The organism is Bacillus sp. FSL K6-1560 (assembly GCF_038592935.1).
Lineage (GTDB): Bacteria > Bacillota > Bacilli > Bacillales > Bacillaceae > Bacillus > Bacillus subtilis.
This window is the reverse complement of record NZ_CP151946.1, coordinates 1,463,471-1,484,689: the sequence shown is the minus strand read 5'-3', so window position 1 is coordinate 1,484,689 and position 21,219 is coordinate 1,463,471. Positions and strand designations below refer to the sequence as shown.

The following is a 21,219-nucleotide window of genomic DNA, read 5'->3' as shown; positions in this document are numbered from 1 at the left end:
TTGTTGAAACACTTAAAACGAAAAAAATAAACCTGTATTAAAATGGTGTTCCATTTAATACAGGTTCATATGAAAAAACTGTTTTTAAAACAGCTGGCCATGCACTTCTTCAGCAAATATGGCGGCTATAAATAATTTTTCATCATCACTTATGCGAAGTCCGAGCTTTTCTTCATAAGGGGCTAATGTTCGCTCTGTCACGTACACCATTTCCTTCAGCTGATCATTGATCTCTTCTTCCTCTGAGAAAGCGATCGGATTTTGCTTAATTACCCTTTCAAAGGCGAAAGCCGTGTGCATAATGACTTTGATCAAAACCGCATTATTGAAAATGACCCCCAGCTCATCTTGAACGGTTTGCAGCCACTCCAATAACATTTCGATCACATGATGGGGATTCAAGAAGACAAGGTATTTTTTCAGGATATCCTCGCAAAGCTCCCTAACAATCATATTTGCTTCGTTCAATCCATTGCTCAAGGGGATGCTTCCTTTTGTAATCGCCTGTTGAATCAGCTTCTCTCCCTCCCCTTCAATTAACACTTCTAAAGATACATGCGGAGCATTGATTTTAGGATCTTTCGTTCCGACTGTCGCAAGGATTTCATACTCTTTTTCGATTTCTTTTATGCTGTTGGCCAGCTTAATCGATGATACGGTCAATATGTGAATCGGTGTATCGGAGGCCTTGTTTACGATCGTGGTTAGAATGTCTTCCAGCTTTTTGGCCGTCCCGCTGCCCGTGGTGCAGATGGATACCAATGCCTTCTTTTTGCCGGGTGCCGCTGGCTGACGCTCCCACAACTCGATAAAATCCTTCGTGACCGATTGATAGATCGCATGCAAATTTAAATTCAAATAGTTGACCTTTCTGACAGCATCCAGCACCATTGAAGTCGTAACATTGCTGATCGTTTTAATAGAAATGCCTGTCTTTTCCTCCAGCCTGCTTTCCAGCATTGCAAGCGACCCCATATCTACCAGCATTAAAACACCTTCGCCTTCATCAACCTGTTTCATTTTTTCTGCTACGCATTCAAAAATGTCCGAAGGTGAAACAGTAAGCGGCATGTCAACTGCTGCAATCGGCGTACTCCCTAGCAGTTCTGTCGCGACTTCAACCATTGAACTCGCCGTGCTGTTTCCATGAGCAGCCACGATAATACCGACTCTTTTGTTCTCCTTTAACGATTTGATGGAATGAATTAACATCGTTAAGTAGATGACTTCTATTTCAGGAATAGCCACTTTAAAATATTCCTGAATTTTATCTTTAAAAATCATCGCCACCCGATATTCTTTCACATGAGTATCACGAATTTCATCTGTCTCCTGTGTATTCAAAACATCAATTTGCTTTCCTCGCTTTAAAAATGCGTCAATATGCATACTCAAGAAATAAATAAACTTACGGTCAAATGTGCAATCCAGCTCATGTTCAGCTATTTCTTTTAACTGTTTTGTCATTTGAATCACATCATCTTCAACGAATGTCAGCAGGTTGTCTTTTTGAAAAGCTTGATGATGAAAAAAACTTCTGACATGCAAATGGACATCAGTCAAGATGTACTGGTTAATATCCTTTTTGGATAAACCTTCTTTCATAAGCGTTTTCACTTTTTCCTCAATCAAATGATATAAGTTAAATGAGAGGTCTTCGTCAATTTTTGTTGTTTCATCTTCTACAATCGGAGAGATAATCGTTGTAATATTGACATATTCAGAAATGGCTTTGCTTCTTTGCATGTTTTTGCTGCTGGACATCCATTCTTGCTTGATTTCATCAGGCAGATCGCGAACAGTCAGTTCAATAACTTCATTTCTGTCAAGGTTATGCAAAAATCCGTGTGCGCAAACTAACTGGACATTTGATTTCAGCTGTCCGACATTCCCAAATTTCGCAGAGTGAATAAGCGCATTATAGACATCGATATGCACACTCAGATTCTTCTTAATTCGCTCTGCTTCTTTCCCTAATAAAAACGTCGTCAGATCCACTCTTTCTTTAAGCGATCGTTCTTCAAGCGAAGGAATATGAATGGTCATTGGGATTCTTCGCAAAAACGTTTTCAATAGTGCAGAACTCGGATTTTCTGTAGTCGCACAAATAAACAATACGTTCGATGTTCGTTTATGTTCAGATTCTCCAAGCCTGTTATAAGAACCGCTGTCAATAAAATAAAACAGCATTTCTTGTCCCTCGGGAGGGAGACGGTGGATTTCATCCATAAAAAGAATGCCCCCATTGGCCTGTTCGACTAAACCCGCCTTATCCTCGGCAGCACCTGTAAATGAACCTTTTTTGTGTCCGAATAATTGAGAAAGCAATAATTGAGGATTGTTGTAGTAGTCTGCACAGTTAAATGTAATAAATGGTGCGCCGGCCTTCAATATGTCAGAGTAAATGGCAAACTGGTAAATTCGGTTCGCAAAAAGGGATTTACCGGAACCAGTCGGCCCTAGGAGGAGCATATGCAGACCGTTCGGCGGATAAAAGACAGCTGCTTTTGCCTGGGAGATCGCTTTCTTCAAACTCCCTTTTGCCCCTATCATAAGCTCTAGGGGATTCGTGGAAATGTGTTGATGATTTTGCTTTGAATTTCCGGAAAACGCCTGAAGGTCTTTCACTTCCATCATCTCTGTATCCCATTTCTTGTTGAATAATTTTTCTGCTATCTCGACTGGGATGTATCTTACAGGAAACGTTTTAATTTTGATGACCTTTTTGGACCGGACGAGATTGTTCAATTCAAAGCTGACATTGGACCGCTCCATTTTCAGCTGCTCGGCAATCTCCTTTGCTGAATTCCCTTGTATTTTTAAAAGATGATCTAAGGTTGAATCATGAAAATTATGCTTGAGCTGATGGTATATTTTATCTATTCTTCTCACGTCTATCATCCTTCGTCCTTATTAGATAAGCCATTAACAAGAATATTTCGAAACTTTATAGTCCGCGTTGAGATTATCTGCTGATACACGTTTAAAAAGGTCTCTATAGCAGATTGACAAAACTGGCTTTTATGCGTATATGTTTACATTTTGAATCATTTGCATCTCATATTAGTATGATAGATGCTCAGTTCTGGAGGGCCAGTCCCCTTCAAAAGTAATAATCAGTAAACAGTTTATCATTCTCGGGGAATGTAATGATGTCAAAATCATCAATGACAAAAAATGAATCTTATAGATCATGACAAATTACCCAAATATAACCCCTTAAGTTCGTTCACAACTAAAAAGACGGACACTCTATGTGACCGCCACAGTATTACAATTTGCAAAACTTCGTCATTTTTGCAATCCACTTTGAAGGTTAAGAAATCTGTAAGCTTAAAAACTTTATCTCCGATTCTGTCGATTTGATCCCCCTGCAGGTCTCAATCATAGTGGGTATGCAATTATACAAATTGTTACCGATTCAAACTAGGCTGTCAGATTGTCCAAATGACTTTCCTGTTTTACTCTGCTATTCAGGTAGAATCACAAGTGAAAAATAGAGCCAGAAGACATGTAACAGCACTTAAAATAGTTTTAAAATTTAAAAATAAAAGTATCTATTCTTTTAAATGTTATAATATCCGATAAAACTTTACTCATCTTTTTATTACTGGAGGAAAATAAAATTGATAGGCAATTCTAGCAAAGACAATTTTGGCCAGCAACAGAAATTGTCTAGAGGCCTTAAAAACAGGCATATACAATTAATGGCGATTGGAGGTGCAATCGGTACAGGTTTATTTTTAGGTTCAGGTAAATCCATCCATTTTGCAGGACCATCCATTTTATTTGCTTACTTGATCACCGGCGTATTTTGCTTTTTCATTATGCGTTCGCTCGGAGAACTGCTCTTATCAAATGCGGGATACCACTCTTTTGTTGATTTTGTAAGGGACTATTTAGGAAACATGGCAGCATTTATCACTGGGTGGACCTACTGGTTCTGTTGGATTTCCCTCGCGATGGCTGATTTAACGGCGGTCGGCATTTATACGCAATATTGGCTTCCCGATGTGCCTCAATGGCTGCCGGGTCTTCTTGCGCTTATTATCCTGCTGATCATGAACCTTGCCACCGTTAAACTTTTCGGAGAATTAGAATTTTGGTTTGCATTGATCAAAGTCATTGCCATACTGGCTCTGATCGTAACTGGCATTTTCCTGATTGCAAAAGGTTTTTCGGCAGCTTCCGGCCCTGCCAGCCTCAACAACCTTTGGAGCCACGGCGGCATGTTCCCAAATGGATGGCATGGGTTTATCCTATCTTTCCAAATGGTCGTCTTCGCTTTCGTGGGTATTGAACTTGTTGGACTGACAGCAGGTGAAACAGAAAATCCCCAAAAAGTGATCCCTAAAGCCATCAATCAAATTCCTGTTCGGATTTTACTTTTTTATGTTGGCGCACTTTTCGTGATTATGTGTATCTATCCTTGGAATGTGTTGAATCCAAACGAAAGCCCATTTGTTCAGGTCTTCTCTGCAGTAGGCATCGTTGTGGCTGCCAGTTTGATCAATTTTGTTGTATTAACATCAGCCGCATCAGCTGCAAATAGCGCTTTATTCAGCACAAGCCGAATGGTCTATTCGCTTGCAAAGGATCATCACGCACCTGGACTATTAAAGAAATTAACTTCTTCTAACGTGCCAAGCAATGCGCTGTTCTTTTCATCCATCGCCATTCTGATTGGCGTTAGTCTGAATTATTTAATGCCCGAGCAAGTCTTCACACTGATTACAAGTGTTTCTACAATATGCTTCATTTTTATTTGGGGCATCACGGTGATTTGCCATTTGAAATATCGAAAAACAAGGCAGCATGAAGCGAAAGCAAACAAATTTAAAATGCCTTTTTACCCATTATCCAACTATTTAACACTTGCATTTCTCGCGTTCATTCTTGTCATATTGGCACTCGCGAATGATACACGTATTGCTTTGTTTGTCACCCCGGTCTGGTTTGTTTTATTGATTATTTTGTATAAGGTGCAAACCCGCAGAGGACATAAGATGAAATAAAAAAAAGACAAGGGATACTCACTCCCTTGTCTTTTTTATGGGTCAAACACAAATTAAACTTTGGTTTCAAATTTCATTCACTTCATTTAAGTGTTAACTCAAACCAGTTTTGATGCCGAAACCTACTAATATTATTCCGGTAATTTTTTGAAACACTTTCTGGAACTTCGAGTTTTTCATCCATTTTTTTGCGTAATCAATAATATAAACAAGAAACAGGAACCACAACACCGCTAATAAGGTTAGGATTGAAGCTAAAATAATGAGCTGCTGGTTTATATTTCCGTTCAAATTGATAAATTGGGGCATGATTGTAACATACACCAAAACAGTTTTAGGATTGAGAATGTTACTGAGTGATCCCTGCATAAAGGAAGTTTTATAATAACGTTTCGGAGAACTTGCCATATTTTTTGCTTGGGATTGCATGTCATCTAACGAAAACATACTTTTAGCAAAAAAACTTTTTACACCTAAATAAATTAAGTATGCCGCTCCCAAATATTTGATCGTTGTGAAAAGAATCACTGACTTTGCGATCACCACTGATAATCCTAAAATGGCAATCACCGTCCAAAAGGAAAGTCCTGTTGCCAATCCGAGAATGTTATAACGGCCGGCTTTCGGGCCATACCTAAGCGTATTTTTCATCACAAGCATCGTATCTGCCCCCGGTATGATAACCATCATGGCAGCGATCGGTATGTATGCGAGTAAGCTGTGCATTGTTCTCTCCCCCTTTAAAAAATCCCCTTAATCATATAGTGACTACAAAAGTAACTACTTATAAAAAGTGTATCAATGTGTTTGGAATAAATCAATATGGTTTGTTAAAATAGCGATTACTAAGGCAGCGATTGCTCTTTATATTGGAGGATATATGAAAGAAAATATGTTAGACATTTTAAAAAACCTCAATTTTACAGAATATGAATCGAAAGCGTATTTGGCATTATTGCAAGAATCACCTTTAACAGGCTATGCCGTTGCCAAAAAATCCGGAGTTCCCCGTTCTAAAATTTATGAAGTCTTGGAAAGCCTTGTCATAAGGGGAGATGTTTTTGTCAGTCATGGAAATACGCCTCAGTATGTTCCTGTCCCCGCAAAAGAACTGATTAAAAACCGCCGGCTCAAAGCGGAAGAGCATTTTGATCAGGCTGAGAAATATTTTGAAAAGTTCGAGCAGACTGCTAATGACCGGGAAAACATCTGGAATATCACCGGCCGCAGTGAAATTCTTGAAAAGGTGAAGGCTTGTATCTTATCTGCCAAAAAAAGAATCCTCTTAGAAATATGGAAAGAGGATTTTAAGGAGATAGAAGCAGAGCTCAAACAGGCGGCAGAACAAGGCGTTATTGTCACCATTATTGCGTACGGAGACATCGTATCTGATTTTGCCAATGTTTATCTTCATGATATGAGCAGTGAAATTACAGAAGAGTATGACGGACGGTGGCTTGTCTATAGCGGAGATGATTCAGAAGTCGTAGCAGGCATTGTCTCACTTGGCAACGACAGCCGTGCTGCATGGACGATGCATGTAGGTTTAGTCATGCCTATTACTGAAGTGATCATTCATGATCTGTACCTCATGGAAATTCTGAAAAAGCATAGAGAGCTTTTAGAAGAGAGCTTCGGGAAAAATCTCATCCAGTTGCGCCGTAAATTTTCTATCCATTCAGATTTCAAAAAACATTATTTGGAATAATATTCGCATCGCTTAACCAAAACAAGGCTTGTACAAAACAAGCCTTGTTTTTTTATGCATAAACCCCCCATGCTGATTTACTTCTCTCTTTTAAAAAAATGTGATTCTGCGCAAACTATTTTTCAGCCTGCCGCGTCTATCCTAGGTAACAGCCTACGATATACGTATATTCAAAAAGGAGCCCTTTATTGCAATGAAGAAAAAACAAACAACAAAAGCGTTGCTTGTCACATGCATAACTGACCATAAGCAAGATTTCTACAGGTTGGCTTTCAGTTATGTAAAAAATCAAGATGACGCATTAGATATTGTTCAGGAATCGATAAAAAAAGCGCTGAGCTCAGTTGAAACGGTCAGGAACCCTGAGACGATAAAAAGCTGGTTTTATAAAATTTTAGTGCGGACAGCCATTGATTTTTTGCGCAAACAAAAAAAGATAAGAGTGATGGACGACGAAACGATAGAATTTTTAAGCAAAGGAAAGGAAGACCATTACAAGGATACTGATCTCTATGAAGCGCTTGACGAATTGCCGTACCGCTATAAAACCATTATTATTTTACGCTTTTTTGAAGACCTCAAATTAGAAGAAATTGCGGAAATTACAGGAGAAAACACGAATACCGTCAAAACGCGCCTATACAGAGCATTGAAGCTGATGCGCATTCAGCTGACGAAGGAGGATCTTTCTTAATGGATAAGAGATTACAGCAATTAAGAGAAGAATATAAAAATGTTCCGATTCCTAAAGAATTGGATATCATTGTTGAAAAAGCCCTTCAGCAAGAACCAAAAAAGAAAAGAATCGTCATGTGGCCGACATCAGCAGCAATCGCTGCAGCTATTTTATTCACTGCGCTTGTTAATATCAACCCTGACGCTGCTCAGGCTATGTCAAGGATCCCTGTCATCGGCAAAATCGTCAAAGCGATCACCTTTATTGAAATCAAAGAGGAAAAAGACCAATCAAGCATTGATGTCAAAACACCTGCTTTGTCCGGGCTTTCTAATAAAGAGCTGGAAAACAGCATTAACCAAAAATACTTGAAAGAAAGCCAGCAGCTATATAAAGAGTTTATACAGTCCACATCCAAAAACAAAAAAGGGCATCTCAGCATCTACAGTGATTACGAGACGGTCACAGACACGCCAGATTTACTCTCTATCCGGCGCAATATTGAAAAAACACAAGCATCTTCCTACACACAAAGCCGTTATATTACAATTGACAAAAAGAATGATATTTTACTTACATTAAAAAGCTTATTCAAAGATGAGCGCTATATTAAAGTCATCAGTCAAAATATTAGAGAGCAAATGAAACAGCAAATGAAGGAAGATCCAAATAAAATATATTGGCTCACTGACGAAGATGCAGAACCGTTCAAAACGATTCTTCCTGATCAAACGTTTTACATTACTGAAGACCATAAACTTGTGATCTCATTTGACGAATATGAAGTCGCCCCCGGCTATATGGGCGTTACCGAGTTTACAATTCCAACCAGCGTCATTTCAAACTTGCTCGTGGGAGAACGTTATATTCGATAAAATAAAAACATCCATCTAAGATTATGGATGTTTTCTCTCTTCTCTATTCGAGGTCGTAACCTCGCTATCAAAAACAACGAGAATATTTGCATACTATTGGAGGAATACCCATGTATCACAAGACACAGCATCATCGATACATCCCTGGACTTGATGGCCTTCGCGCTTTTGCCGTCCTGTCAGTTATCGCTTATCACCTAAATTTCAATTGGGCTAACGGTGGTTTTATCGGAGTTGATATCTTTTTTGTTTTATCCGGATATTTGATTACATCCATTCTATTACCGGCATATGGAAATGATATCAATCTTGATTTTCGGGACTTTTGGGTGCGCCGCATTCGGCGGCTTCTGCCGGCAGCGTACCTTATGATCTTTTCCACTGTTGTGTGGGTCGTATTGTTTGATCGTGAACTATTGCACACTGTACGTGGAGATGCGATCTCTTCTCTCTTTTATATGAGCAATTGGTGGTTTATTTTTCACAAGCTATCATATTTTGATAGTTTCGGTTCCCCATCACCTCTAAAAAACCTTTGGTCGCTGGCGATTGAAGAACAATTTTATATCATATGGCCGATGTTCTTAGTTGTTGGAATGTACATAATGAAAAGCCGCGCCAGATTGGCTGCGGTGATATCATTGCTTGCGCTTTGTTCAGCCGTGATGATGAGCGTACTGTATGAACCTGGCGGAGATCCGAGCCGCGTTTACTATGGCACAGACACTCGTTCGTTTGAACTTCTCATCGGATGTGCCTTGGCTTTGGTATGGCCGATGAAAAGGCTGTCTTCCAACAGGCTGCCAAGCAAACTGAAGCACACTTTGCACGCCACTGAATTTTTGGCATTTTGTATTTTAGTGTTGTGTGTCTATTTCACAGATGAATACGAGCCTTTTCTTTACAGAGGCGGAATGCTATTCATTAGCGTGACTGCCGCAATCCTTATTGCATGTGTTTGCCATCCGAGCAGCTTTTTAGGCAATCTGCTTTCATGGAGGCCGCTTCGGTGGCTTGGAACGAGGTCTTACGGAATTTATCTTTGGCACTACCCTGTTATTGTGTTAAGCACGCCAGTTCAAGAAATCGGAAACCCTGTTTTTTGGCATATCGTGCTAAAGGTCATTGTGACATGTATACTTGCCGAGCTTTCCTATCATTTTATTGAGAAGCCGATACGGACACAGGGATTTAGGTCATTTTTCCGCCGTGTTTTTATACATAGAATCAAGGAATGGAAAACGACATCTGTCATCAGCAAACTGTCAATTGGTTTCATTATTTTCGCTATACTTATTTTTGCAGGAGGGCTGTCTGGGTTAGCCGGCGAGCAAAAGCACCCTACCAAATGGACCTATAGCTCACAAGAAACAAATGCTGACTCCAGCCAGGCTTCTGGGGATAAAAAGAACGCTGCAGCAGATAAAAAACACTATCCTGAACAAAAGACAACAGAATCGGATCAACGTCAAAAGGATAACAAAGATAGTGGGCAAGAGACTCATAAAAAGAAAGACACGCAATCCCAACAGCAGAAAAAACCAGCAGACACTGCGAAAGAAGTTTTAGCTATAGGAGATTCCGTCATGCTTGATATTTCTTCACACCTGCGTCAGTCATTTTCACATGTGACGATTGATGGAAAGGTAGGAAGACAAATGTCTCAAGCTTTGGAACTCGCAAGGGAGTACAAGTCTTTTAATCAGCCGAACAAGGCTGTCATCATTGAGCTTGGAACCAATGGCTACTTTACAAACAGCCAAATCGAACAACTGCTTCAATCTTTCTCAAAAGCCCATATCTATCTTGTCAATACACGGGTTCCCCGCCAATGGGAAAGCAAGGTTAATGAATCTTTACAGCACCAGGCAAGCGCACATCAAAATGTTACGTTAGTTGACTGGCATACAGAAGCCCTTCAGCATCCGGAATATTTTACCCCTGATGGTGTTCACTTGGTTCCTAAAGGGGCAAAAGCTTTGACCGCTCTTATTGTTCAGGCGATGAAATCATAAAAAAGAGATCCTATGCGGATCACTTTTTCACTTTAGTTTCTGATCGTTGATTATGTCTCCTTTCAGCAAGGCTGCCCTTATGTTTACATTCCGTTTACGTAAGGGTAAGCCAAAATAGAATGGAGGGATGATGGTGACAGTAAATGAAGAACATGACTTCCAAAAAGAGCTGAAACGATATGAACTTTTTTTCAAAAAACGATATAAGATTCTTTATACAGTAAACGATTTTATCATTGGTGCTTTGTTTCTCGTCGGGAGCTTTTTCTTTTTTTATGATCGATTAATGTCGGCAGGGATATGGCTGTTTGCGATCGGAAGTTTGCTGCTGTTAATCAGGCCGACCATTCGGCTGATTCATGACTTTCATTACCGTAAGCATGTGGAACAGCAATTCAAGCATCAATCTTCAACAGATGACTGATCTTAAGGAATAAGCAAGAACAAAATGCCAAAAGCCTGAGTTGAAAATCAAAAACAAGACTTTTAGACTATTTATTTTTAAAAATAAGGTAAAAAGAACTAAACTTTTGCCTCTGCATGCCGATATGAATAATAAGGCCGGCACGATACTCCCTATAACATCCTTTTCAGTAGATTTCATTATCGTGCCGGTTTTCTCATATGCAAAGCAATCCCGCCAATCAGATTGGCGGGATTTTATATTTTACATTCCTGTCCAAACGTCTTTCACATAACGTCTTTGATCTTGCAGCTTTTGCAGCCATTCAGCTGATTCTTCCTGACTTGCTCCTTTTTCAGCTTCATACGCCAATCGCAAAGTCTTCTCTACATCAGGAGCCATTTGTGATCCATCACCGCATACGTAAATATGAGCCCCTTTTTCAATGAGTGTCATCAATTTCTGCGTATCTTGCTTGAGCAAGTGCTGGACATATTCTTTTGGTTCGTTTTCGACGCGCGAGTAGCATCGGCGGATTGTGACCAAACCTTCCTGTTCCGCTTGATCCAGCTCTTCTCTGTAAAGGTCGTCATGGTCCGGGCGGCGGCAGCCGAAGTATAAAAGTGCTTCACCAAGGGTGCTTCCTTCCTTCTTCAAAACCGATCTTGCCTGAATAAAGCCCCTGAATGGCGCAATTCCTGTGCCCGGCCCGACCATAATCATAGGCGTTTCAGGCTCATCCGGCATCTGGAATCCGGACTGCGGCGTACGAATGAAGCAGGCTGCTGCATCACCTGTATTCAACTCTGCTAAATAATTAGAGGCGACACCCCGGTATTCACCTCGGCCGCTCCATGCTGAGGCTTTCACAACTCCTACCGTCATGCTCACGATATTTGCATGAACTTTCGGTGAGCTTGAAATGGAATAGTATCTCGGTTTTAGTGATGGCAAAAGTGCTAAAAACCGTTCAAACGGCATTGCGCAAGCAGGATAATCCTCTAAAAAATCAAGCATGGTAAGACGTTTTGCAAGTACCTGCTCTTTGTAAATGCCATCATCTGAAACGAGCTGGTCCAGCTCTTTTTGATGCGGCGGACAAACTGTATAAGAGGCCAGCTCCCGAAGCTGAAGCCTTGATGCCGGTTCCTGCAGCTCTACATAGGACGACAATAAATCCACTACTTTGATCGGCCGATCCATCGGCAGATGAGCCATATGAGCGCTTCCGCTTACTTTTATCACATGATTGGACTGCAAACCGAATCGGCTGAGAACCCGCTGAACAAGCTCCCTGCTGTTCTTCGGCATGATTCCGATATGATCGCCTTCTTTATATGTTTTACCAGCCGGAATTTCCAATTCAATATGGCGGGTTGAACGCGTGCTGTCAGCTGTCTGGAGTTCTCGATTCTCTAACACAACCCCTTCAAACGCGCCATATGCTTTAGCAACCGGCGTTTCCGTCGCTTCACTGAGAAAAGTAATCGATAATGAAGGCCTGTCTTCTTTCTGGGCTATTTCGTTAATATCAAATGCGTCCATCGTTTCCTTCCAGAAGCGGTTTTCCCAAGACTCGCGATGGCTTTCAAAATCATCGGCGGCGTCACCTTCCCCAATCTCTGTTAAACGCGATGCCCCCTTTGCTTTCATCATGTCATCAATCAGGCGGGGAATCCGCTGATACGTGCTGGCCCAGCTCCGGTTCCCGCAGCCGAATACCGCATAGGAAACACCTTTCAATTGGCCTTCCTCAAGCTCTTTCAGCCACTCTACAAAGCCGGCAGCATTATCAGGCGGCGACCCATTATAAGAAGCCGTTACAATGACGACTGCCCCTTCTTCAGGGAGCTTGCCGATATAATCATCAAGCGGAGCCGTTTCAGCTGTAAAGCCCATCTGGCGGCCTTGAGCAGCCAATTCACCGGCTATTCCCTCAGCTGTCCCAAGGTTTGAACCGTAAAGAACGAGTAAAGGTGTGCCGTGTTTAGGTTTGGTTTCTTTTGGCTTTGTTTCTGCTTTGATTTCTGCCTGTTCTTTTCTCTGTACATTGATTGCCGCTGTTTTCCGCGGTTTCACAGTAATTTTAAAATCATCCGGCTTGATCGTTAATGCTTCTTTGATTTTTAGTTCGTAGCCAGTATGGTTAATCAATTCAAAATGCTTTAATACAAGACCGAGAACCATTGTCGCTTCTTGAAGAGCAAACTGCATGCCAATACAAGCGCGCTGTCCGTTTCCAAACGGCTTATACGCATGGTGAGGGATACTTGAAGGATCCTCAAACCGTTCCGGACGGAAATCTTCCGCATCCGGCCCCCAAGCGTTTTGGTCCCGGTGCAGTTTTGGAATTAAAACAGTGACTGGCTGCCCTTTGCTGATCGGATATTCCCCGCCTAGAACAGTATCCTCCTTCGCATATAGAGAAAAAGCCGGAGCTGTTGGATACAGTCTGAGGGTTTCATTTAAAACCATCCGAGTGTATTTGAGCTGCTGGATTTGTTTATATTCAGGCGTGTCATCCGTTAACACGCGATCCGCTTCCTCCTGAGCTTTTTTCAGTTTTTCTGGATGTGTAAGCAGACAATAAATCGCAAAGGAAAGCAAACCGCTTGTTGTCTCATGTCCAGCAATTAAAAATGTGATGATTTGATACCTTATGTTTTCATCATCCAGCGTTTCACCGGTTACTGGATCTTTGGCATAAAGCATGAGAGACAAGAGATCCTTGATGTTATCATCCGGATTCGCCTTTCGCTCCGCTATCATTCTATCAACCAGGGAGTTCATGACTTCTATATCCTTTTGAAACTGCAGCTTCGTTTTCACCATCATCTTATCTTGCAGGCCCAGTCTTTTTGATTGATTCATCGCCTCTTTTAAGGCACGGAGCATACTGGTGATAAAAGGATGCTGTGAATCACGGTAAAAGCTGTTGAATCGATAGTTAAACCCGCACAACCCAATCGTATCAAGCGTCAGACGTGTCATATCGTCTGCTACATCAATTTCTTCATTAGAGTTTAACCGGCTCCATTTTTGAATCAGCTGGGTTGCGATATCCAGCATCATAGAATGGTAGCCTTTCATCGCTTTTTGACTAAAACTCGGCAGCAAAATGCGGTGGGCTTTTTGCCAGTTCGGTTCGTGCGTCCAGCTTGTAAATAAGCCATCTCCCCCGAATTCGCGCACCTTTTGCAAGCCTTTGCCAAGGTTCTTGTCAAAGCGGCTTTCATCACACACTTCAGCCACAAGATTGTGGCCCGATACAAAAACACTGGATACTCCCGGAAAATCAAAACGGAAAATCGGCCCCAATTCATCAGCTATCCGCCATAAGGATTGAGAAAGCTGTTCTTTTTCAAGATGCGGAAGATTTTTTAAAGGTCCGTATGTTTTGGGCTGAGGTATTGCGCTTGCCTGTTTCATTAACATCTCCCTTTCCTATTTTTGTGATGAATGAAGCTTAATGGCGTCCCAGCAGCATTGTTCCAATTCAGTAATTAAATCAGTGTCCATCTCTATATCACCTGTTTGAACGAGCTGATATATCTTGAGAAACGCCCCTAATACAATCGCAATTAACACATTAGAGGGCAGGCTGCGAATCACGCCTTCCGCTTTTCCCTTATTAAAATAGTCATCAAACATTTGAGTCAGATTTTCTATCATTTTTTTGCTTGTATGATTTAAGTAATGAGCATCTTTTTTGGTTTCAAGAAAAAAAAGCGCATAGTCGCTCTCTTTCGTAAACTGAACGAGACAGCAAAATACGTGGTGAAAGCCTTCTCTGACAGGCAATTCTGAAACGTCTTGCTTCAGTTTTTCCGTAAATCGCTGGATGCTTTCTTGAAACAGCACGTTTACGAGTGTTTCTTTGCTGTCAAAATAACGATAGATCGTTCCTGTCCCTACATGAGCACGTTCAGCTATCATAGGAATGGTGGTAGCGTCAAAACCCCTTTCCGTAAAAAGTGAGACTGACGCTTTCATAATCATGTCGTATTTACTGCTGGATGCGGATAACATGTAATCTGACAACCTCCGATTCGTTTGCGGAATGAATATTCATTCCTTTTGTTCACAAAGAATGTCTGCCCTGTCTGAAATCACCTCTTTGTTCTTTCTTCTGTTATAAGTTTAAATGAAAAAAACTTTTTTTAATATAAAGTATATGCAAAAAATAAAAAATTAAGAAAATATACCCAAATCCAGATGTAAGAATCTTGGATATATTTCCCGAGAAATTTTTTATTTAACAGCCACAATACATAGACAGGAATCACGCCTGATAACAGAAAGATCCCTAAAATGCTGATCTTTCAGCAGTTGAATATACGTTTTCTCTTTTTCACCGGTATTTGTGTCAATACTGATATAAAACCGGCCGTCAATTTGAAGCACCCTGTAAATTTCTCTTAATGCAAGCCTAATATCGGTGCAGCTCTGAACTGTATGTAAAGAAAAGACTTTATTAAAGGTACGGTCATCAAAGGGAATGTCCTCTGGATAGCCATGAAAAACCTCCCCGTTCCCCATATTCTTTCGATTCGCACGTGATATCTGTCTTACCTTTCGCTTTGAAGGATCAATGCTTTTTAGGCTTCCCTTTTCTAGTTTCTTGGTTATGCTTTTAAAGACAGTGCCATTTCCGATTCCAATTTCTAAAATTCTGTCATTTTCTTGTATATCTATAGAGTCAATCATCATATGCTCAATTGTTTTGGTTAGCTTATATTTCCGAGAAAATAATTTCCGAAAATTGGATCGTTTATAGAGTCTATTTTCTAGCAATTTAAACACCTGCTTTTGGTTTCCTATGTTTATTTATTATCTTAAAAAAATAAACATCATCTTCATTTCTAAAAGTGAAGGAAGGTACCAACTAGACGGCAATGTATTGAAAAATGTTTCAATAGAACTAAACTTTTTCATTTTTTTCCGCAAAAAAAGCAGAAAACATAATGTTTTCTGCCCTCTTTCTAATGCCAATGATAAGGGAATACATACAGCCTTTGCTGCTGCATTGCCATCAGCCTCTGCTGTCGGAATGGATTTCCATAACCATGTTTGAAGGAATGCGGCATGGACGCATAACCATGGCCAATCGACGGCAGTCTTTTTTGATAATCGTTCATCATGCCATCACCTGCCTCACAATAACGTTGATTTACTATATGCAGGCGCGCATTTTCTTGACAGCTATTTCGCTAAACTTGATCCTTCTCCATTGTATAATGCATCAATAATTCCCTTCTAAGCATATGCCATTCCCCCTTCAGTTTTTTTCGTTGCTTTTAGCGCCAGTTCGTTAAATAAAGATGCTTTAACTGAGACTCTTTCATTTCATCATAAATCTGCTCAATCTGCTGTTCTCGTTCGAATTCTTCCAGGCTTTTAAACCGTTTTTTAATCGTTAACGTTAAAAAGAATAGGTTAATCGTCATATCGCTCACCCCCTTTCAAAGTCCGCATCAAGCGAAATAACCCGCGGCACAACCCTTCTGCCGCGGGCAAATAAAAACCGCAGACAAAAGAAGACACCAATGCCTCTACTGCCTGCGGGGAGTTGCGTATGTCCGACTATTCCGAATTTAATGCGTGCGATAAGCATCGGTTAAGGAAGGACACGAACTCTTCCACAGGCTGAATAAATCATGAACTTTTACATGTGTATCACGTACAGGTTGACGTCGTTGTCTCATTGTCATTTTGGTTCAGCCTCCTTTGCTTTTTTCTTACTTTGTAAGTATATCCACCAAATTCCATTTTGTAAACATCTTTTTCTAAAAATGGACGGAAATTGTGCAAATCATCGAATGGATTTGCCCGTTGGTCATGACACCTGCTTCATTTCTTTTCTGGAGTGGTCTTTCTTATGATATGCAATAAAATAAATGAGACCGACAAATACAGCTCCGCCGATGACATTACCGATAAAAGCCGGAATGATGTTTCCGATGAACTGCCCCCACGTGAATGAACCTGCAAAAATGGCAGCAGGAATCACAAACATGTTGGCGACAACGTGCTGAAATCCGATAGCCACAAAAGCCATGATTGGGAACCAGATGCCAAGGATTTTTCCTGCTGCGTCTTGGGCGCCGAAAGAAAGCCACACTGCAAGACATACAAGCCAGTTACAGCCGATGGCGGAAATGAGAACCTTGCCAAAGCTCATATCAAGCTTTCCTTGGGCAACGGCAATCGTTTTTTCTAAATAAGGACCTGTTTCAGTCAATCCAACCAAATGCCCGAAAAAGTAAGCAACAAACAATGCGCCGATTAAGTTCATAATTGTGACGATTCCCCAGTTAATCGCTAACTCTTTTACTGATATTTTTCTCGAAAATAACGCCATCGCAACTGACATCATATTGCCTGTGATCAGTTCAGCGCCAGCGAGAACGACAAGGATCAGGCCGACTGGAAATACTGCTGCACCAATCAAACTGGACAGGCTCCCCCATTCTTTCGGAAGATCGCCAATTACCCTGATATCAAGCAAATACCCAAGCGCGATAAATGCACCGCCTAAAAACCCCAGCACAAGCAGTGACGGCAGCGGGAGCTTGATTTTTTTCATCCCTGCTTCAATTGCTGCTTCCGCTATTTCATCCGGTTTTCGAAAAGCCATAATTAAACGCCTCCATTACTTCTTCTTTTCTGACAGTTATGCAAGAAAGGCAATAAAAAAGGCAGCACTCAAATAACCTGTGTCAAACCAGGCGTTTGAATGCTGCCTAACTTGTATGCATACCCATACAACAATATCAAGCAGTATATAAGATATTGAAAGAGAATATATACAGTTCGTGCATACATTCCATTGCTTTAGCCTTCTATAACTGTAGCAACATCATAACAAATGTGACAAATTTGTGTCAATGACAAATATACTAGCTTTGCAGAACTTCTTTTTGCTCATCTATTTTTCGGTCAAAAACAAATACAGATACAGCTATGTTTTCCTCAATTTTAATATCAGAAAACAAATGGACTAGCTTAGCTCCCATGAGTTCCTCCATTCCTTCCGGTGTTTGTTTGGAATAAAGGTCTTGAATTAGGCTTGTCCGGGCCGCATGTACCATCTCTCTTCCTTCAGGCGTGCGGGCGATAAACTGCTCGCTTGCACTCAGATTTCCGTATAGTGTTGAAACTGCCATGTTTTCTACAAATACAGTATGAATTCTCTCAGGCCCTTTTCCGAACAATTCTTTACGAAGTTTTCGAATAATATCATTGAATTCATGAATTTTTTTAGACATGCTGATTACCCCTTCCGATATTGCCTTATAAAGGCTTTTCCCGGTTCCCCTCAGGACATTTCACTTGGTTAAAATTTTCCTGCCATATTGTATTATAATAAATATCACATTATAATAAAAGCAGTGTTGATGGATTTGTAATAGGATCTTGTTATGAGTCTATCGTTTTATAAAAATCAAGGATTGGTCTGTTAGTAAGACTTGCTAGTGAACTATTCCGCCATGTGTGTTTACACCTTCTTAGAATTAAGGGCAGGTGTATCTATACATGGCTTTTTTTGACTTCTTGAAAGAAAGATGGAGGGGAATATGAATATGATGGACGTTAAGTCGATCAGTGTCCGTGTAGACGGAACAGAAATTCAAGCACGAGCAGGGGCCACAATTTTAGATATTTTAAATGAAAACGGAATTGAGTACCCGCAGATTTGCCACGTACCAGAGGTTGACCCGATTCAAACTTGTGATACTTGCATAGTAGAGGCAAACGGCAAGCTGGTTCGTTCATGCGCGACGGTTGCAGAAAACGGGATGTCTATTGATCTTTCAGGAAATCGAGTGAAAGAAGCGCAAACCGAAGCGATGGACCGCCTTCTTGAAAATCATTTGCTGTATTGTACAGTTTGCGATAACAACAATGGCAACTGTACGCTGCATAATACAGCGGAAATGATGGGGATCGAGCATCAAAAATACCCATACACGCCAAAAGAAGATCCTTCTTGCGCGGTTGATATGTCTCACCCTTTTTACCGCTATGATCCAAACCAATGTATTGCCTGCGGCCAGTGTGTTGAGGTCTGTCAAAACCTTCAGGTAAATGAAACACTCTCAATCGACTGGGAACGCGAACGCCCTCGCGTCATTTGGGATGAGGGAGTTCCGATCAATGAATCTTCCTGTGTCAGCTGCGGTCAGTGTGTAACAGTATGTCCATGTAATGCACTGATGGAAAAATCAATGCTCGGGCAGGCTGGTTTTATGACAGGCATTAAAGAGGACGTCATGGAACCGATGATTGATCTCGTGAAAAATGTTGAACCGGGGTATGGCAGCATTTTTGCCATTTCTGAAGTCGAAGCGGCAATGCGTGAAACAAGAACGAAAAAAACGAAAACTGTATGTACGTTCTGCGGTGTCGGGTGTTCATTTGAAGTATGGACAAAAGGACGGGATATTTTAAAGATCCAGCCTGTTTCTGATGCTCCGGTTAACGCGATTTCCACATGTGTCAAAGGGAAATTCGGCTGGGATTTTGTCAATTCAAAAGAGCGGATCACAAAGCCTTTAATCCGTAAAAACGGAGCCTTTGTGGAATCTTCTTGGGAAGAAGCCCTCGATCTTGTCGCAAGCAGATTAGGATCAATCAAAGAGCAGTACGGTAAAGGCTCTGTAGGGTTTATTTCTTCTTCTAAAATTACGAATGAAGAAAACTACGTCATTCAAAAACTAGCGCGTCAGGTATTTGAAACAAACAACGTCGATAACTGCTCACGCTACTGCCAGTCTCCTGCTACAGACGGATTGTTCCGCACTGTCGGCATGGGCGGTGACGCCGGCACGATTAAAGATATTGCCAAAGCAGGCCTCGTCATCATTGTCGGTGCCAATCCGGCGGAAGGACACCCAGTGCTCGCAACACGCGTCAAACGGGCACACAAGCTCCACGGTCAAAAACTGATTGTTGCTGACCTGCGTAAAAATGAGATGGCTGAGCGATCCGATCTGTTCATCAGCCCTAAACAAGGCACAGACCAAGTTTGGCTGATGGCTGTTACGAAATATATGATCGACCAAGGCTGGCACGATCAGGCGTTTATTGATGAGAACGTCAATTACTTTGAAGATTATAAAGAAACCCTTAAAACGTATACGCTTGATTATGCAGAACGCATCACAGGCCTTTCAAAAGAAAACATCATTCAAATTGCTGAAATGATTCGTGATGCTGACGGCACTTGTGTCCTTTGGGGAATGGGTGTCACACAAAATACAGGCGGTTCTGATACATCAGCAGCCATTTCAAACCTGCTTCTCGCTACGGGCAACTATCGCCGTCCAGGTGCCGGCGCTTATCCTCTGCGCGGACACAATAACGTGCAAGGCGCATGTGATATGGGAACATTGCCAGGCTGGCTGCCGGGATATCAGCATATTACAGATGACAAGGCCCGCGCTAAATTTGAAGAGGCGTATGGTGTCGAGATTGATGGAAAGCCTGGTTTAGATAATATTCAAATGCTTCATGCCATTGAAGAAGGAAAAATGAAAGCTATGTATCTTGTCGGTGAGGATATGGCACTGGTCGATTCAAACGCGAACCATGTGCATGATATTTTATCAAGCCTTGATTTCTTCGTGGTACAGGACATCTTCCTGTCAAGAACAGCTCAATATGCTGATGTCGTCTTGCCGGCCACTCCTTCACTTGAAAAAGACGGAACATTTACCAACACAGAACGCCGTGTCCAGCGATTGTACCAGGCGCTTCCGACGCTTGGTGACGCAAAACCGGACTGGTGGATTATTCAAGAGGTGGCAAACCGTTTAGGAGCGAATTGGAATTACAGCCATCCGAGTGACATTTTCTCTGAAATGGCGAGTCTTTCTCCTCTGTTTGCCAAAGCAAGCTATGAGGTGCTTGAAGGCTGGAACAGCTTCCTATGGGGCAGCTTCACAGGTGAAAGCACACCGCTTCTGTATGAAGACGGATTTAATTTCCCTGACAAAAAAGCCCGCTTTGCCCTTTCTGATTGGACCGAGCCAGCGGCATTTCCGGAGGAATATGACCTTCATATCAATAACGGCCGGATGCTGGAGCATTTCCACGAAGGAAACATGACAAATAAATCGAAAGGCATCCAAGCGAAAGTGCCGAATGTATTCGTTGAGATCTCACCTGAGCTTGCACAAGAGCGAGGTGTTTGTGACGGTTCGCTTGTACGGCTCGTTTCTCCGTTCGGAGCAGTCAAATTGAACGCGCTGATCACAGACCGGGTACGGAAAAATGAACTCTATCTGCCAATGAACTCGACAGACAAGGAGTCAGCGATTAACTTCTTGACGGGCCCTGCAGCTGATAAACGGACGAACACGCCTGCTTATAAACAGACAAAGGTCCGCATGGAAGTGCTTGGCGGCTGTGAAACAGCGCCGCTTCCAAAAACCAATCCGCGCAACAAAAAACGGCATCCGCAAAACGGAGTCGAAGCGGAAAGAAAATGGAACCGCCCTGGCTATGTCCATCTGACTGATTAAA

17 protein-coding genes are annotated in these 21,219 nt (G+C 41.6%); 8 read left to right on the top strand and 9 right to left on the bottom strand.

Features of this window, described 5'->3' with window-relative positions; translation table 11 throughout:
* Window positions 1-84 precede the first annotated feature (84 nt).
* Entirely contained in the window at window positions 85-2,892 is a 2,808-nt protein-coding gene (levR, locus tag NYE22_RS07925) for a transcriptional regulator LevR (RefSeq protein ID WP_072175810.1), read from the bottom strand.
* A 555-nt stretch (window positions 2,893-3,447) separates the two neighbouring features.
* On the opposite strand from levR, the gene NYE22_RS07920 reads away from it, so the two are divergent.
* Both NYE22_RS07920 and NYE22_RS07915 read left to right on the top strand, forming a co-directional pair.
* On the top strand, window positions 3,448-3,588 hold the full coding sequence (locus tag NYE22_RS07920; RefSeq protein WP_124048064.1) for a hypothetical protein: 141 nt from the start codon (window positions 3,448-3,450) through the stop codon (window positions 3,586-3,588).
* A gap of 38 nt (window positions 3,589-3,626) precedes the next feature.
* Window positions 3,627-5,015, top strand: coding sequence for an amino acid permease (locus tag NYE22_RS07915; protein WP_153256945.1), 1,389 nt, complete (start codon window positions 3,627-3,629; stop codon window positions 5,013-5,015).
* 93 nt (window positions 5,016-5,108) lie between these two features.
* On the opposite strand, the gene NYE22_RS07910 is transcribed toward NYE22_RS07915, so the two are convergent.
* Entirely contained in the window at window positions 5,109-5,741 is a 633-nt protein-coding gene (locus tag NYE22_RS07910) for a LysE family transporter (protein ID WP_003229828.1), read from the bottom strand.
* Between the two features lie 154 nt (window positions 5,742-5,895).
* Here NYE22_RS07910 and NYE22_RS07905 point away from each other — a divergent pair, with 154 nt between their 5' ends.
* The 5 genes from NYE22_RS07905 to NYE22_RS07885 all read left to right on the top strand — a co-directional run bounded on the left by NYE22_RS07905 (window position 5,896) and on the right by NYE22_RS07885 (window position 10,713).
* On the top strand, window positions 5,896-6,723 hold the full coding sequence (locus tag NYE22_RS07905; protein ID WP_004398526.1) for a TrmB family transcriptional regulator: 828 nt from the start codon (window positions 5,896-5,898) through the stop codon (window positions 6,721-6,723).
* Window positions 6,724-6,916: 193 nt separating this feature from the next.
* On the top strand, window positions 6,917-7,417 hold the full coding sequence (gene sigV, locus NYE22_RS07900; RefSeq protein WP_014480395.1) for an RNA polymerase sigma factor SigV: 501 nt from the start codon (window positions 6,917-6,919) through the stop codon (window positions 7,415-7,417).
* Window positions 7,417-8,274, top strand: coding sequence for an anti-sigma-V factor RsiV (gene rsiV / locus NYE22_RS07895; protein WP_014480396.1), 858 nt, complete (start codon window positions 7,417-7,419; stop codon window positions 8,272-8,274). Before sigV ends, rsiV begins: the two co-directional genes overlap by 1 nt.
* Window positions 8,275-8,384: 110 nt before the next feature.
* Window positions 8,385-10,289: a peptidoglycan O-acetyltransferase OatA gene (oatA, locus tag NYE22_RS07890; RefSeq protein ID WP_342412435.1), complete on the top strand. Its 1,905-nt coding sequence runs from the start codon at window positions 8,385-8,387 to the stop codon at window positions 10,287-10,289.
* Window positions 10,290-10,422: 133 nt separating this feature from the next.
* Window positions 10,423-10,713, top strand: a complete 291-nt coding sequence (locus NYE22_RS07885; protein WP_087614863.1) for a YrhK family protein — start codon at window positions 10,423-10,425, stop codon at window positions 10,711-10,713.
* A gap of 243 nt (window positions 10,714-10,956) precedes the next feature.
* Here NYE22_RS07885 and cypB read toward each other — a convergent pair whose 3' ends face one another.
* The 7 genes from cypB to NYE22_RS07850 form a co-directional block, all read right to left on the bottom strand.
* Window positions 10,957-14,121, bottom strand: a complete 3,165-nt coding sequence (gene cypB, locus NYE22_RS07880) for a bifunctional cytochrome P450/NADPH--P450 reductase CypB (protein ID WP_342412434.1) — start codon at window positions 14,119-14,121, stop codon at window positions 10,957-10,959.
* 15 nt (window positions 14,122-14,136) lie between these two features.
* Window positions 14,137-14,721: a transcriptional regulator FatR gene (gene fatR / locus NYE22_RS07875; protein ID WP_046160638.1), complete on the bottom strand. Its 585-nt coding sequence runs from the start codon at window positions 14,719-14,721 to the stop codon at window positions 14,137-14,139.
* 222 nt (window positions 14,722-14,943) lie between these two features.
* Entirely contained in the window at window positions 14,944-15,486 is a 543-nt protein-coding gene (locus NYE22_RS07870) for a methyltransferase domain-containing protein (RefSeq protein WP_046160639.1), read from the bottom strand.
* A gap of 188 nt (window positions 15,487-15,674) precedes the next feature.
* Complete coding sequence (locus NYE22_RS07865; RefSeq protein ID WP_003229817.1) at window positions 15,675-15,833, bottom strand: hypothetical protein; 159 nt, start codon at window positions 15,831-15,833, stop codon at window positions 15,675-15,677.
* Window positions 15,834-15,989: 156 nt separating this feature from the next.
* A complete protein-coding gene (locus NYE22_RS07860; RefSeq protein WP_004399102.1) occupies window positions 15,990-16,139 on the bottom strand; it encodes a YrzI family small protein in 150 nt (49 codons plus the stop codon).
* A 389-nt stretch (window positions 16,140-16,528) separates the two neighbouring features.
* Window positions 16,529-17,329: a formate/nitrite transporter family protein gene (locus NYE22_RS07855; RefSeq protein WP_046160640.1), complete on the bottom strand. Its 801-nt coding sequence runs from the start codon at window positions 17,327-17,329 to the stop codon at window positions 16,529-16,531.
* A 262-nt stretch (window positions 17,330-17,591) separates the two neighbouring features.
* Window positions 17,592-17,960: a DUF2294 domain-containing protein gene (locus NYE22_RS07850; RefSeq protein WP_003229814.1), complete on the bottom strand. Its 369-nt coding sequence runs from the start codon at window positions 17,958-17,960 to the stop codon at window positions 17,592-17,594.
* A 315-nt stretch (window positions 17,961-18,275) separates the two neighbouring features.
* Between NYE22_RS07850 and fdhF the strand changes: the two genes are divergently transcribed.
* Window positions 18,276-21,218, top strand: coding sequence for a formate dehydrogenase subunit alpha (fdhF, locus tag NYE22_RS07845; protein WP_010886582.1), 2,943 nt, complete (start codon window positions 18,276-18,278; stop codon window positions 21,216-21,218).
* The last annotated feature ends 1 nt before the right edge of the window (window position 21,219 follow it).

Coding starts and splice junctions, on each gene's coding strand:
- sigV (WP_014480395.1), top strand. CDS start 6,917: ATGAAGAAAAAACAAACAACAAAAGCGTTGCTTGTCACATGCATAACT.
- NYE22_RS07905 (WP_004398526.1), top strand. CDS start 5,896: ATGAAAGAAAATATGTTAGACATTTTAAAAAACCTCAATTTTACAGAA.
- fatR (WP_046160638.1), bottom strand. CDS start 14,721: ATGTTATCCGCATCCAGCAGTAAATACGACATGATTATGAAAGCGTCA.
- NYE22_RS07910 (WP_003229828.1), bottom strand. CDS start 5,741: ATGCACAGCTTACTCGCATACATACCGATCGCTGCCATGATGGTTATC.
- NYE22_RS07865 (WP_003229817.1), bottom strand. CDS start 15,833: ATGATGAACGATTATCAAAAAAGACTGCCGTCGATTGGCCATGGTTAT.
- NYE22_RS07860 (WP_004399102.1), bottom strand. CDS start 16,139: ATGACGATTAACCTATTCTTTTTAACGTTAACGATTAAAAAACGGTTT.
- rsiV (WP_014480396.1), top strand. CDS start 7,417: ATGGATAAGAGATTACAGCAATTAAGAGAAGAATATAAAAATGTTCCG.
- NYE22_RS07850 (WP_003229814.1), bottom strand. CDS start 17,960: ATGTCTAAAAAAATTCATGAATTCAATGATATTATTCGAAAACTTCGT.
- cypB (WP_342412434.1), bottom strand. CDS start 14,121: ATGAAACAGGCAAGCGCAATACCTCAGCCCAAAACATACGGACCTTTA.
- NYE22_RS07920 (WP_124048064.1), top strand. CDS start 3,448: ATGACTTTCCTGTTTTACTCTGCTATTCAGGTAGAATCACAAGTGAAA.
- oatA (WP_342412435.1), top strand. CDS start 8,385: ATGTATCACAAGACACAGCATCATCGATACATCCCTGGACTTGATGGC.
- fdhF (WP_010886582.1), top strand. CDS start 18,276: ATGATGGACGTTAAGTCGATCAGTGTCCGTGTAGACGGAACAGAAATT.
- NYE22_RS07855 (WP_046160640.1), bottom strand. CDS start 17,329: ATGGCTTTTCGAAAACCGGATGAAATAGCGGAAGCAGCAATTGAAGCA.